Source organism: Butyrivibrio hungatei, from assembly GCF_900101605.1.
GTDB classification, from domain to species: Bacteria; Bacillota; Clostridia; order Lachnospirales; family Lachnospiraceae; genus Butyrivibrio; species Butyrivibrio hungatei_B.
Genome location: NZ_FMUR01000011.1, coordinates 55,154 through 69,655 on the forward strand (window position 1 = coordinate 55,154; position 14,502 = coordinate 69,655).

At 41.0% G+C, this 14,502-nt stretch carries 11 protein-coding genes; 2 read left to right on the forward strand and 9 right to left on the reverse strand.

The genetic code is table 11. The features are described from left to right. Positions 1 to 7: 7 nt before the first annotated feature. The 9 genes from ftsY to BLP87_RS09855 all read right to left on the reverse strand — a co-directional run bounded on the left by ftsY (position 8) and on the right by BLP87_RS09855 (position 10,856). Entirely contained in the window at positions 8 to 922 is a 915-nt protein-coding gene (gene ftsY / locus BLP87_RS09815; RefSeq protein ID WP_074462547.1) for a signal recognition particle-docking protein FtsY, read from the reverse strand. Further along, the gene (gene smc, locus BLP87_RS09820) at positions 922 to 4,479 is read right to left on the reverse strand and encodes a chromosome segregation protein SMC (RefSeq protein WP_074462548.1); all 3,558 of its coding nucleotides are present in this window, start codon (positions 4,477 to 4,479) and stop codon (positions 922 to 924) included. Before smc ends, ftsY begins: the two co-directional genes overlap by 1 nt. After that, positions 4,479 to 5,174 (reverse strand): ribonuclease III, encoded by a 696-nt coding sequence (rnc, locus tag BLP87_RS09825; RefSeq protein ID WP_074462549.1) that lies wholly within the window; start codon positions 5,172 to 5,174, stop codon positions 4,479 to 4,481. The genes smc and rnc overlap by 1 nt, the downstream gene beginning before the upstream one ends. Positions 5,175 to 5,261: 87 nt before the next feature. Then, positions 5,262 to 5,498 (reverse strand): acyl carrier protein, encoded by a 237-nt coding sequence (acpP, locus tag BLP87_RS09830; RefSeq protein ID WP_074462550.1) that lies wholly within the window; start codon positions 5,496 to 5,498, stop codon positions 5,262 to 5,264. Positions 5,499 to 5,575: 77 nt separating this feature from the next. Beyond that, positions 5,576 to 6,583, reverse strand: coding sequence for a phosphate acyltransferase PlsX (plsX, locus tag BLP87_RS09835; protein WP_074462551.1), 1,008 nt, complete (start codon positions 6,581 to 6,583; stop codon positions 5,576 to 5,578). 125 nt (positions 6,584 to 6,708) lie between these two features. After that, positions 6,709 to 6,891: a 50S ribosomal protein L32 gene (gene rpmF / locus BLP87_RS09840; RefSeq protein ID WP_026512861.1), complete on the reverse strand. Its 183-nt coding sequence runs from the start codon at positions 6,889 to 6,891 to the stop codon at positions 6,709 to 6,711. A gap of 130 nt (positions 6,892 to 7,021) precedes the next feature. Beyond that, positions 7,022 to 7,882 (reverse strand): helix-turn-helix domain-containing protein, encoded by an 861-nt coding sequence (locus tag BLP87_RS09845; protein ID WP_074462552.1) that lies wholly within the window; start codon positions 7,880 to 7,882, stop codon positions 7,022 to 7,024. Between the two features lie 12 nt (positions 7,883 to 7,894). Beyond that, a complete protein-coding gene (locus BLP87_RS09850) occupies positions 7,895 to 9,592 on the reverse strand; it encodes a hypothetical protein (RefSeq protein WP_074462553.1) in 1,698 nt (565 codons plus the stop codon). 70 nt (positions 9,593 to 9,662) lie between these two features. Beyond that, the gene (locus BLP87_RS09855; RefSeq protein ID WP_074462554.1) at positions 9,663 to 10,856 is read right to left on the reverse strand and encodes an acetate/propionate family kinase; all 1,194 of its coding nucleotides are present in this window, start codon (positions 10,854 to 10,856) and stop codon (positions 9,663 to 9,665) included. A 115-nt stretch (positions 10,857 to 10,971) separates the two neighbouring features. Here BLP87_RS09855 and BLP87_RS09860 point away from each other — a divergent pair, with 115 nt between their 5' ends. Continuing rightward, a complete protein-coding gene (locus BLP87_RS09860) occupies positions 10,972 to 12,237 on the forward strand; it encodes a tRNA(Met) cytidine acetate ligase (protein WP_074462555.1) in 1,266 nt (421 codons plus the stop codon). A gap of 153 nt (positions 12,238 to 12,390) precedes the next feature. Further along, a complete protein-coding gene (locus tag BLP87_RS09865) occupies positions 12,391 to 14,502 on the forward strand; it encodes a hypothetical protein (protein ID WP_074462556.1) in 2,112 nt (703 codons plus the stop codon).

The window sequence follows — 14,502 nt, forward strand, 5'->3', positions numbered from 1 at the left end:
TTAATATTTATGAAAATAATGCATCTACAAACTGATCGGAGTCAAATCTTTCCAAGTCGTCTATAGCTTCACCGACACCGATATACTTAACCGGAATATTGAGCTCTGAAACTATAGCAACAGCAATTCCTCCCTTTGCAGTGCCATCAAGCTTGGTAAGTATAATACCGGTAAGATCTGCGGCCTCACCGAATTCTCTTGCCTGCATTATAGCGTTCTGTCCCGTTGTTCCGTCAAGAACAATAAAATTCTCCCTGCAGACATCACCAAGTTCCTTATCGAGGATCCTGTTCATCTTGGACAACTCATCCATAAGATTCTTCTTGTTATGAAGTCTGCCCGCCGTGTCTACTATCAGAATGTCGCAGTCCCTTGACTTAAATGCGAATGCTGCATCATAAATGACGCTTCCGGGATCTCCGCCTTCTTTTCCGCAAATGATCGGAGTTCCGGCTCTGTCAGCCCACTCCTTTAATTGCTCCGTTGCGGCCGCTCTGTATGTATCGGCGGCAGCTATAAGGACTTTTTTGCCCTTATTCTTATAAATAGCCGCAAGCTTTCCGACAGATGTAGTCTTTCCGACACCGTTTACGCCTATAACAAAGATAACCGTCTTTTTATCTTCAAAATCATACGCATCGTCAGCGGTATTCATCTGTTCCCTGATATTTTCCACAAGAAGTTTCTTGCACTCCGCAGGGTCTGAGATATGCTTTTCTTTGACCTGCTTACGAAGCCTGTCGATTATCTTGCTTGTAGCATCGATACCGATATCGCCCATGATAAGGGTCTCTTCGAGTTCCTCGTAGAATTCTTCGTCAATATTTGAAAATCCGCTAAAGACATTGTCTATACCCTTAGCGATATTCTCTCTTGTTTTGGACAAGCCTTGCTGTAATTTTGCAAAAAAACCTTTAGCCATCAGTTACTGAGCTCCTTATCGATAAGATTTACGCTTACAAGTGTTGATACGCCTTTTTCCTGCATCGTAATACCGTAAAGTCTGTCGGCACTTTCCATTGTACCACGACGGTGCGTAATTACAATGAACTGTGTACTTGAAAGCTTATGTAAATATTTTGCAAAACGTACAACGTTGTTTTCATCAAGTGCCGCCTCGATCTCATCAAGAAGACAAAACGGCGAGGGTTTGAGATTCTGGATTGCAAAAAGAAGTGCAATCGCAGTGAGCGCTTTCTCTCCACCGGACATCTGCATCATGTTCACAAGTTTCTTTCCCGGCGGCTGAGCGTTGATCTTGATTCCCGCTTCAAGTATATCCTCATCCTCGGCAAGTTCAAGCGTTCCTTTTCCTCCGCCGAACATTTCCTTGAATACCTGATCAAACTCGGTATTTATGAGCTTAAACTGCTCCATGAATTGTTTTCTCATTGACTCATCAAGGTCATTGATGATCTCTTTGAGCTGTCTCTCAGCCTCGATAAGGTCATCGTGCTGAGTCTTCATAAATGTATATCTCTCCATGAGGTTCTTGTAGTCCTCAATTGCATTTACATTGACATCTCCAAGTTTTCTAATTGCATCCTTAAGTGAATGTATCTCTCTTCTCATCGAAGGAACATCATTCATTTCCTCATCGCGAAGCTCTGCCGCATCGGTCAATGTGATCTCATACTCGTTCCACATGTAATTTATCTGTGCCTCAATCGCTTCTTCGCACTTTTCCTTCTTGGAAGTAAGTCTTATAACCTCTTTATCAAGATCGGACATCTGTTTATTCAGATCTTCCGTCTTTCCAAAGAACTCTTTCTGAGCTTCGGAGAGGTTGTTCTTGATCTCTTTCTTCTCCTCAAGTTCCTTGGTTGCATCCGACTGAACATCAAGCGATGCCTCGATTGTCAGTCTGATCTCTTCAATATCTTTCTTATTCTGCTCGAGAAGTCTTGCATTCTCATTCATGGATTCAATGATCTCTGCAAGAGCTTTTTCTTCTGTCTCGATATCTTCATTTACACGATCGACATTCTGCTGATAGAATTCCTGCTTCTGATGACTCTTCTCATATTCGATCTCTTTTACTGAGACGGCATCATTCTCACGCTCTTCGACAGCATGCAATTCTTCTAGCGCAGCCTTAAACTTCTCGACCTGTTCGGTGCAGGTCTTCTCTGTATTCTCAGACTCCGTAAGTGCAGAAAGAGCTTCCTCTTTCTCTGCCTCTATCTCGACAACCTTTGCCTCTATCTCGTCATTTTCAGCCTTAAGGTCGCTGTAATTTCCTTTTTGCTCTGCCTGTCTTGCTTCCTCATTTTCAACATTGAGTCTTGCAGTATTCTGAGCAATAAACTTACCCTGAAGCTCTGTTCTGAGTTCTTCGGAAAGAGTCCGTAGTTCATTTCTCTTTTCCTTGTCCTCGGCAATCTCAGACTGAAGTCTGTCTATCTGCTCTTTGTATTTATTGACATTAAGCTCCATCTCATCCATCTCACGACGTCTTCCGAGGAGATTACTGTTATTTTTAAACGCACCGCCGCTGATAGCTCCGCCGGGAACAAGAAGTTCACCCTCAAGAGTTACCATTCTTACGGTATATTTGTACTTTCTTGCTATCTTTACCGCATTGTCGATATTGTCGACTGCAACGATTCTTCCGAGCATAGCCTTTGCAACGCTCTTGTACTTGGGATCCGTGGTCACAAGTTCGTCGGCCATACCAAGCACACCCTCTTCATTAAGAGCTTCCTTAGCCTTTAACTCCGGAGGGTTATCAAGTGATGTAAGAGGTAAAAATGTCGCTCTTCCCGCTCTTGTTTCCTTGAGGTATGCGATCATTTTCTTCGCAGTCTCTTCATCATCCGTAACAATATTCTGGATATTTCCGCCGAGAGCAACCTCAATGGCTGTCTCGTATTTGGATTCGGTCTTGATAATGTCGGCAACGACACCGATTATTCCGGGAACGGTGTCCTTCCTCTCCATTACCTTCTTGACACTTCCGCCGTATCCCTCGTATCTCTCGGTGATATTGGCAAGTGCATCAAGTCTTGATTTTTCCTGCTGATAAAGTCCCTGAGTCTTTCTAAGCTCTGTATCCTTGCGGGACATTTCTTCCCTGATCGCAACAATTTCCTGTTCCGTAGCTTTTTGCTTTTTGTTCATCTCAGAAATCTCAGCAGTTATCGCATCAAACTCATCCCTTAATTTCTTGATTGTCTCTTCCTGTCTGGATTCATCCGACTGCGCACGTACAAGCTTACCTGTAAGTTCGGCCTTTCTGATGTTGACCTGTTCCTTCATGGTATCGAGGGAACTGAGCTTTGACTTAATGGTAGCTCTCGTATTGAGAGTCTCTATGATAGTGCTCTTGCACTCTTCGATCTGCTCGTTTATTTCACTTATCCGGTTAAGGACTTTATCAAGCTCTTTTCTGGCTTCGTCCTTACTTTCAAGGAGTCTCGCAACTTCTGCATCGATCTCCTCTTTTTCCTGCAGATATTTCTCTTTTTCTTTATTCTTATCTGCGATCTTAGCCTGCTCATCATTGATTCTTGTCTTAAAATGAGCATCATTTGAGGATGCGGAATTGATTTTCTCATTAAGGATTCCGATCTGTCCCTCAAGCTTTTCTTTTTTAACGGAAGAATCTGTGATCTTTGCTCTCGCTTCGTCTATCTCCGCATCGAGAAGTTCAAGTTTCTTCTGGATATTTTCGTATTCTTCTTTGGCCTTCTCATAATTGTTCTTCGACTCGCTTAAAGACTCTGTCGCTATAAGAAGGTTCTTTCCTGCTTCTTCAAGCTGTTCCTTCTGATTTTTATTCTCAACAAGGAACATGTTTACATCGAGAGTCTTAAGTCTCTCTCTGTATTTAAGGTACTCTTTTGCCTTTTCTGACTGTTTCTCCAAAGGCCCTGTCTGCTTTTCAAGCTCAGCGAGAATATCGCTGATTCTGGTAAGATTTATCTTCTCTTCGGCAAGCTTTTTAACCGCAGTTTCTTTTCTGGATTTAAACTTAACGATACCCGCAGCCTCGTCAAAAAGATTTCTTCTGTCCTCAGGCTTGCTTGAAAGGATCTGATCGATCTGACCCTGTCCGATAATGGAGTAGCCCTCTTTACCGATACCGGTATCCATAAACAGCTCGTTTACGTCCTTAAGACGGCACACGGAGCCGTTTATCATATATTCACTCTCTCCGGAACGATAGAGACGTCTTGAAACGGTAACTTCATCATAATCTATTGCAAGTGAATGGTCTGAATTATCAAGTGTTATTGCAACAAAAGCGTAGCCCAGCGGTTTTCTGAGCTCTGTTCCCGAGAAAATAACGTCCTGCATGGATCCGCCACGGAGCTGCTTGATACGCTGCTCACCAAGAACCCATCTTACGGCGTCGGCAACATTACTCTTACCTGAGCCGTTAGGTCCGACAATTCCGGTAATTCCGTTATGGAAATCAAATTTTATTTTATTTGCAAATGATTTAAAACCATGAATCTCGATACTTTTTAAATACATTATTTCTTTTTGTTCAAAGTAAGAACCGCCTGATATGCCGCCTGTTGCTCAGCACTTTTCTTGGTTCTACCAGTCCCTTCTCCCATATTCTTATCTGCTACAAAAACACGAACCTTGAACATTTTATCATGTTCAGGGCCACTTTCGCCACATGTTTCATACCTCACAGCGCCCAGTTTAAGGCTCTGTACGAGTTCCTGCAAAGTAGACTTGTTGTCGTTGTACATCTGATAGGATTCAGCATTGCTAAGAACATACTTGTCAATAAACTTCTTTGATTCATCAAAACCACCGTCAAGATAAAGAGCTCCGATAACAGCTTCCATAACATCGGCAATAATGGACTCCTTATTTCTTCCACCGGTCGCCTCTTCGCCTTTTCCAAACTGAATAAAATTCTTAAGATCTATCTGAAGAGAATCATGATATAAGGCAGGCTCGCAAACAAGCGCAGCTCTTATCTTGGACATCTCGCCCTCTTTCTTTTCCGGGAATGTCTTAAAAAGATATTCGCTGGAAATCATCTCCAATATGGCATCTCCCAAGAATTCAAGACGTTCATAGTCATGCTTCTTATTGATCTTGTGCTCATTCACGTAAGAGCTGTGTGTAAGAGCTTCGATAATAAGAGCTTTGTCGTTGAATTTATAACCGATAATCTGTTCCAGTCTGCTGATGTCGTTTTCTGTTAACATAGTCACCTCGAAAAGTGTTTAGAATAAAATAGAAAAGAGGCAGTTATGATGCTGCCTCAGATAAAACAAACAAAAATCAATTGAGAATTACTTAGTTTCTATTGCAGCCTTCAAAAGCTCAACAGCTTCCCCAACAGTTTTGATATTTTCAGTCTTCTCAGGCTCTATCTGAACATCAAATTCGTCCTCAAGCCCCATAATAATCTGAAAAAGATCGAGAGAATCAGCTCCGAGATCCTCTGTGAATGTTGTTTCCATCCTAATCTCCTCGGGATCAACATTGAGTACACTGGCAATAACTTCTTTCATTTTCTCAAATTCCATAAAACTTTTCCTCCACTGCATGGCAGCTTTTATATTTCTTTTTTAAGCGATCTTCGATCCATACAAGCAGGTACAGATCATACCTGTGATATCTTGGCACTGATCTTCTCGCTTATTTTTTGCTCTGTGAAAGTTACACACTGTAATATTGAATTCTTAATCTCAATATCACTTGAACTTCCGTGAGTCTTAACGACAAGTCCCTTTAATCCGAGCATGGGCGCTCCGCCGTGTTTCTCAAGGCTATAATTGCCAAGAGTCTTCTTAAGGTCGTCCTTGATAAGAAGTGCTCCTATCTTGCTCTTAAGACTTGACATAAGTCCCTTCTTAATAACATTTACAAGAGATTTCGCAACACCCTCGTACATCTTAAGAATGACATTTCCGGTAAAAGCTTCGCAGACAATAATATCGGCATAACCGGAAGGTATATCTCTTGCCTCGATACTTCCGATGAAGTTGATATCGGGACAATTCTTCAAGAGAGGGAATGTCTCCTTGACAAGTGCATTTCCCTTTTCCTCTTCAGCTCCGATATTAACGATCGCAACCGTGGGATTCTTGATTCCCATGATGTTCTCCATATAAACGGTTCCCATCTTGGCAAACTGAACAAGATGATTTGCTCTTGCATCAACATTTGCTCCGCAATCGATTAAAAGAGAATTTCCTTTCTCTGTAGGAATAAGCGGCGCAAGAGGCGCTCTGTCAACTCCCTTAAGTCTTCCGACAATTATCTGACCGCCAACCAGTGTAGCTCCGGTGCTTCCGGCAGATACATAAGCATCCGCTTCACCGTGATTTACCATATACATGGCCTTAACAATTGAAGAATCCTTCTTGGTCCTGATAGCCAAAACCGGCGGTTCCGCCATCTCTATTACTTCTGTTGCATTAACGATTTCAATTCTGTCCTTATCGTAGCTGTATGCAGAAAGTTCTTTCTCCAAAACCTCTTTCTTACCGACAAGAAAAACTTTGAGAGCATTTGACTCGGCTACTGCCTCAACCGCTCCCTTGACCGTTGCAACAGGTGCATTGTCTCCACCCATAGCATCAACGGCAACACGTATAAGTTCCGACATATTCGGGACCTCCTATTAAATTGAACTTATTTTAATATACTAGAGTGAATGACAAAAATCAAGGCTTTCCGACATAGCCGGAAAGCCTTTAAATTCTGACTTTATGAGGTCATACCAAAAGTATATCAAGCCTCAGTCTCAACAATACTCTTCTTATTGTAGTAGCCACACTTCTTGCAAACCTGATGAGGCTGCATAAGAGCTCCACAATGACTGCACTTTACCAAAGTGGGAGCTGTCATTTTCCAGTTAGCTCTTCTCTGATCTCTATGGCCTTTTGATGACTTGTTCTTAGGGCAGATTGACATTTGAGTAACACCTCCTTACAGTAACCGTATAAGAAACTGCCTGTTTAGAAAGGCAATTGTTTACGTTTATTCATTAGCATACCTATGTAGTATACTCATAGGTTTTTCATTTGTCAACAGTTTTTTCGCACTATCTATAGCAGTTTTGTGAGTACTTTTTCGGTGATATACCCACAGATTTTGTAAATGCCTTAAGGAAGTTGCTGTAATCCGAAAAGCCGCACTCTTCGCAGACTTCGCTGACACCTTTTCCCTCCGCCAAAAGCGACTTTGCAATAGAAATTCTTCTGGCTGTCATATATTTATTTATAGTCGTTCCCGTAGCCGATTTGAAAATTCTGCATATATAGGACTCGCTTATGTAGAAATGCTTTGCAAGATCACCTATGCTTACGGGGTTCTGAATATTATTGTTAAGATACGAAAGGATCGCATCCACCTGCTCGTTATATGTGGCAACTTCTTCATCCTGCTTATTGCTGTCTCTGTCGATAACAATCTTGTTGATCATCAAAAAGAGTTCGACAAATGTTGCCTTTTCCAGAAGGTCGTGTCCGTAACCGTTGCTTGTAAGTATCTTATTTACAAAATAAAGAAATCTCTTTTGCTGTTCCTGATTGAGACTTATCTTGTGTGAATGCTCCTCTCCTTCTCTCTCAAAGCATGCATTAAGATTTGTTTCCTCACTTGACACGCTCTTCATAAACTCAGGATCTATCATTATAACAATTCTTTCATGTAGCTCTTTGTCTATCTGTGTAAGATAATGCGAATCATACTGGCTTATAAGAAAGATATCGCCCGGTGCAACATCGTAAAGCTTGTTATCGATAAGGAATTGCTTTCCGCCCGATATCGAATAATACAGTTCATAGCAATCGTGGATATGCATATCCATTGCCTTTTCATCCTTGTAAAGATGAGCGACGGAGAAATATTTCTTCTCCATGCTTTCAGCCATAGCCTCTTTGCAAGAGTTAAGTTCTTTCATAGTGGTTCCCTCTCATTTAGAAAATCTCCATACGGGCGCTCCATAAACCTCATCAACCATTTCCATATTGATACCCGGCCCGTATTTTTCATTCAAATAAACATATACATATCCGGCCTTTTCGCCCCCGCAGATAAAAAATACATCGTCTCTCTCCACAAGAGCCCTTGCAGGATTGGCAATCCCGGCCAGATTGGCGTGATACAGTCCTATGGGTGAAGGCATTACCCAACCTCCGAACGGACAAACATTTGCATAAAAGTCAAGATATTTTGCGTCAATATCAAAGATATTTCTCGCTCCGCTCAGATTGCTGTACAAAGTATCCACATCAGTGAAATAAAACCCGTCCAGATCCGTTATTGCTTTTACCTTGTCGTACATTCCGTCAGCTTCCGGAATAACGCGGCAATGCTTTTCGTTCACAAACGTATCGACTTTCCCCGCTCCAAATATAATAGTAATAACAGCCGATAGAACGATTGCGCATATGGCAAATGTTTTTTTATATTTTTCGGTGGTGACTTTGGCAAGAAATTTATCAACGCACCCTTCATATATCAGAAATGTCAGTGTGAAGAATAACGCCGAAACCCAGATTCCGCATTCTACCCTCCACATTATTCGTCTGAAACACGTCAAACCATAATACTCAAAAAGTACAAAAAATGCCTGTAAAATAACGAAAATTTTGTATCTTTTCTCGAAAAAGATAAGCGCCAGTACTGCGATTGCAAGAAATGCAACGGAATAAGCCCCGTATTTCCAAGACTCTCCCATCTTTTCAAGTGAATCCGTAAGTACCTCGGCATTAAGTTTAAATCCGTCAACTCTGGTATTCTTACCGATCTCTTTCATCGTCTTAAGCCTGTCAAGCGTGAAATATTCGGTATCGTTCCAAAGCCACATGTCCATAAGTTTAAAATCTGTTTCGGTAAAGCCGGCGGCCAGGTATTCTTCTTCATTCCAAGAAAAATTGAAATTACCAAAATCGCGCTTCTCGGACATTATATTATTCCAGTCGGTGTAATATCTCCACTCGGGATTCATGTAATAAGCGTAGAAATTAGCCGCAAGCATCAGTACCGCGATTATCACAGGCACAGTGAAATATATTAAAGTCTTTTTGATCTTATCTTTAAGATTGCCTTTATAAAATAGCAGCACCGTCAAAACAAACGGCCCCATCAAAGCGACACCCGCAACCCTGGCACCTACACCAACCGCAATTATTGCATTGGCAACAATCATGAGTATCAGCGACTTCTTTTCTTTAAAAAACTGCGCCAGGATAAGTGCCGCGCCTGCAACGCCATATAAAGTCGAGCTCTGTGTAAATTGAATATTCGAGTAAAAATCGTAAGCCAAAAGGAAATTAATAAGCACCGCAACAAGAATCGATGCCTTCATCGGAAGTCTGTCTGTGACAACAACACAGATAACGATAACGCTTAAAAGATTAAAAATCAGATAAAGCCATAGATACCAGTTTACAAAAGGTATAACGGCATACATGAATTTCAGAAAATATCCGATGACAATATTATTAAAAATAAGGTACTGTGAAGGGCTGCCATAAGCTCCTGCCGCAATCAGATTCATGATGGAATCGTCGCTTGTGGCATATTTTAAATAGCCAAATACTATGCACAGAATAAAGTACAGTAAACTTATTCCGGACAGCACCGCCCATTTTTTTCTACTATACATAACCTCTCTCCATAAAATCGATCGCAGCGCCAATACAGAAAAAAGCCGACTAAAAAGCCGGCTTTAAAAGTCACTTGCAAAGAGCGTATGTGTCGCGAGCGATCGCAAGCTCTTCATTTGTAGGAACAACCATAAGTGTTACCTTGCTATCAGGATTAGAAATAATCTCTTCCTTACCACGTACAGTATTAGCCTCTTCATTCAGAGAAGCTCCGATAAATCCAAGGCCGTCAATTATGATTTTACGAGTAAAGCCACTATTCTCGCCCACACCGGCTGTGAAGCAGATTGCATCAACTCCGCCCATAGCTGCAGTATAAGCGCCAATGTATTTTACAACTCTATAGGCGAATGTGTCAACTGCACGTTTAGCGCCTTCATTTCCGTTGAGATATCCTTCTTCAAGATCTCTGAAATCGGATGAGAGTTCGTTCGAAAGACCAAATACGCCTGACTTTTTATTAAGAACATTGTTTACTTCAGCAACGGAAAGATTTTCCTTCTTCATAATGAACTCTACTACAGAAGGATCGATGTCTCCCGTTCTTGTTCCCATGATAAGTCCCTCAAGAGGTGTAAGTCCCATTGAAGTATCGATGCACTTACCGTTCTTAACGGCAGATACTGATGCACCGTTACCGAGATGACAAACGATGATCTTAAGGTCATTTATGTCTTTTCCGAGAATCTCGGCAGCTCTCTTACTTACGTAAGAATGGCTTGTTCCGTGGAAGCCGTATCTTCTGATTCCGTACTTCTCGTAATATGAATAATGAAGTCCGTAAAGGTAAGCGTTCTCAGGCATTGTCTGATGGAAAGCTGTATCAAATACGGCAACCATAGGTACGCCTGGCATTGCCTTCTGGCAAGCTTTGATTCCGATAAGGTTTGCAGGATTGTGCAAAGGAGCAAGATCGCTTACATCCTCAATAGCCTTGATTACTTCGTCATCTATAACAACAGACTTTGTAAACTTCTCACCACCGTGAACGATACGATGTCCTACGGCTCCGATCTCATCAAGAGAAACAACACCGTTCTCCTTGTTTGTAAGTGCTTCGATCACAAGCTCGATAGCCTTGTTGTGATCCGGCATGGGAGTTTCAACAGTGATCTTATCTTTTCCTTCGGGTGTGTATACTATTCTGCTTCCGTCAATACCGATTCTCTCGCAGAGACCTTTGCAGATAACCTGCTCGCTCTCTGAATCGATAAGCTGAAATTTAAGCGAAGAGCTACCACAGTTAATAACTAAAATTTTCATATCAAATTGCCTCTTTTCAAATGTAATATTATAATCAATGATACTTATAATACTATTTCATAACAATAGAAAAAATGTACAAAAATTAAAAATTTTTGAAAGCGTTTACACCAAGATGAAAACTGTAGGAATCATTGCTGAGTTTAATCCGTTCCATAACGGCCATAAATTTCTCATTGAAGAGAGCAAAAAAAGAACCGGTGCAGACTACTGTGCAGTAGTCATGAGTGGTGATTTTGTGCAGCGCGGAGCACCCGCAGTAACCGATAAATTTACAAGAGCAAGAGCCGCTCTTCTTTCAGGCGCAGACCTTGTTTTGGAACTTCCGTCATATTATGCTCTCGGAAGCGCCGAGTACTTTGCTTCCGGCGCCGTTTCCCTTTTAAACAAGTTAAATTCAATAGATTATCTGTGTTTTGGAAGCGAATCTGAAGACATAGATTTATTATCCGATATCGCAGACATTTTAAACGCTGAATCAGATTCATTCAAACGCAATATAAAAGAAAATACAAAAAGCGGAAAAAGTTATGCCTCATCACGCGAAAGCGCAGTATTTTCCGAGCTTTACAGTGCTTCAGGATCTCTGCACGATCATCACAAAGAAGCCGAGATCAAAAAAGCGCTTACATTACCAAACAATATTCTCGCAATTGAGTACCTGCGTGCATTAAAGCGAACAAACAGCCGGATTTCTCCGGTTATGATAAAAAGAATCGGTGAAAACTATCATTCAACGGATATTTCCGAATACTCTTCCGCCACTGCGATAAGAAACAGCATCAGCAAAAATGCAGTCGGCAGCTTTATGCTCCCAGGCTCCGTAAAAAATGCTATGCCGGAAGAATCATTTAACTTATTGAATGATAAGCTTACATGCGGAGATTATGTAAAAGATGACATTCTTAACAATCTCCTTTATTACAAGCTCCTGCAGAACAAAGGCGATTTCACGCCTTTCCTTGACGTAAGCGAAAGTCTTTCAAACAAGATAAACAAAAATATAGATAAATATGATACTTTTGACGGATTCTGCAACATTCTTAAATCAAAAGACCTCTCCCACACTCGCATAAGCAGATGCCTTATGCACATTCTTCTTGATATCAAAACCAGCAACATGCAGGAATATAAGGATGACAACTTCACCTCTTTCATCAGGATCCTCGGACAAAAAAAGAGTTCTTTTCCCCTGCTTGCAAAAATAGGCGAAGCCTCTGAAATTCCTGTTATCAACAGACTGAAAGATGCAGAGAAACTCCTTGATCCGTTATCTGTGCAGCTTCTAAACGAAAACCTTACCGCATCAAAAGTCTACAATCTTTTATGCGGCAAGAAAAACGTCAGTGAATTCAGTCTTCCGCCGATCATACTTCGGTAAAAATGCCTTAAAACGGCGTTTTTTTCGGATTGCAGACGTCTTTTTACCGTGCTAACATATACATGTAGAACTTTATATTTACGATTTTGGCTAATCTTATTGTTTTTCTTACTATGCTAAAAAATATTCAGACCGACTTCGAGGGAGATTTCAATGGGACTTGTTACATTAACCAAGGGACAGATCGTGCATAAAGCGATGTCCGACACAGTAAATACTTTAGAAATTCTTGTAAAAGGAAAAATCAAAGCAACCGATCAATTCACTTCATTTGTTATAAATGTCGGCGGAATCATCGGTCTGGTTGAATCCCCTTCGAAAGAATATCAGTACACATACGAAGTTCTTGAAGATTCATCCGTTTACACTTATCCGTACGAAGGAACCGACGACCTTCTTGCAATGCTTAAATGCAACGATAAAATCATTTCTTATCTCGCTTTACAATCCATTTCGACAACTCATGACCTTTTCTCAGAATATGAGCATCTTTTTGAATCAGCTCTTTTAGAATTTAAAAAAATAAAATCTGATTATGCGGACTATCCAGACCTTTGCATAAAAGCAGGTGAGGTGCCCGCAAGATTTGAAATGCTCGAACTCATAGTTCCTCCCGTAAAAAACAACATGATAGCAAGCTGGGAATACGACTTTTACAAAAGCCTGAAGGAACATGAGTCTTCTCTTTCAAAATCTTTCTACGCATTAAGTCCCGATATTGCAATAGGGGCGATCATGATCGCAGAAAAGAACCAAAAACTCATTGCCGTTTCAATCAAATTCCTTACGGCTTACAAAAAACAGCTGGGCAGGAATACCGCCAATTTCTCCGATGCACTGAAGGTAATAAATTCAAAGATTGAAAATAACGAAAGAGCTTTGGAAGGAAATGAAAATGGACCTGTCATAACAAACGCTCTTGCCGCCATCCTTACATATTCGGAGTGCGGCTTTGAGCTGTCCGCCAAATTCAATGATGAGATCTCAAAGTTCAAAGAAAGCGATTCCCGCTATGATACATCCGACGAAGCACGTCTTCTCAGAAAAAATATCTCATCTTCTTTTTATAAAATATATAAAAAGGTCTTTTTAAAGAGTCTTTCCGATAAAGACCTGCCTATAGAGATCAAAATGTTCCTTATGTTTGGTTTTGTGGATGAAGAACTCGCAAGCGAAAAAAACACCGCAATACTCTGCAACATAGCAAAGTCCTACGTTCCCGATCCCGAAGGCAATATACTCCTTCTTTCTGAGTGGCTTGAAAAAATCTACAAACTTCAGGCCGAGCCTTCAAGAAATGAGTTTGATCAGGACTGGGAAACATTCCTTCGCGAACAAAAAGCTACGGGGGCTCTTAGACAGGAACAGATTGATGCTATGATAAACAATCCCGAAAGCCGTCTTGATTTCGAGATAAACAATCTCTTTTCACTCGGAAACAGGATAACGTTCGGAAGAATCTCGCTGTTTGTTCCGGTATTTGATTCCATGAATGTTCTAAGACCGCTCAATCTCGCATATATGACCGCGGCCAAGATAAAAGAACATATCACAAAGATAAAGAATATCGACTTTGGCGTATTTTGCAGACAGGCCGTTTATTCCAACACCGACATCGGAATAACACAGATCTACCATGATGTAGAAGTCGAACCCTATATAATACTTATGCCGAATGCGGGAACCCGAGCTACTTTGTGGCAGGAAATCGAAGGCAAAAAACGAAATACCAAAGCCCGGATGCTTATCTCGATATTCAACCTCGAAAATACCGAAGATTGCATGATAAGGCTACTTGGCGAGTTCAGATGGGAAATGTGCAAAACGGAACAGGGCGTACACTGGAATGATGTAACGGACCCTTCCCTTACTTCCATGTACTGCGACTATCTGCAGTTCTTTAAGAAAAACCAGACTCTTTCAGCAGAGCAAAAAGACAAGCTGCGCCTTGATTTAAAAAAGCACAACAACAATTACAAGAGCATATTTATAAGCGATTATCTCTCTTATCTTAAATTTGAAGCAAACGGGTCTCTGAGACTTAACAAAGTCGTGAGAGAAATCCTTTTTAAATCATGTCCTTTTTCAAAAGAGTACCGTGAATCCGTTTATGACAATCCGCAGTACAAAGAACTCATAAATCACTACACGGCACACAATGTAAATGTTATAAGACCTCTTCGAAATCTTAAATTAAGACTGATAAAAGAAGGTCTGAAAGTTCCGCATGAACTGACAGACCAACTTGATTATCTTGATAAATAA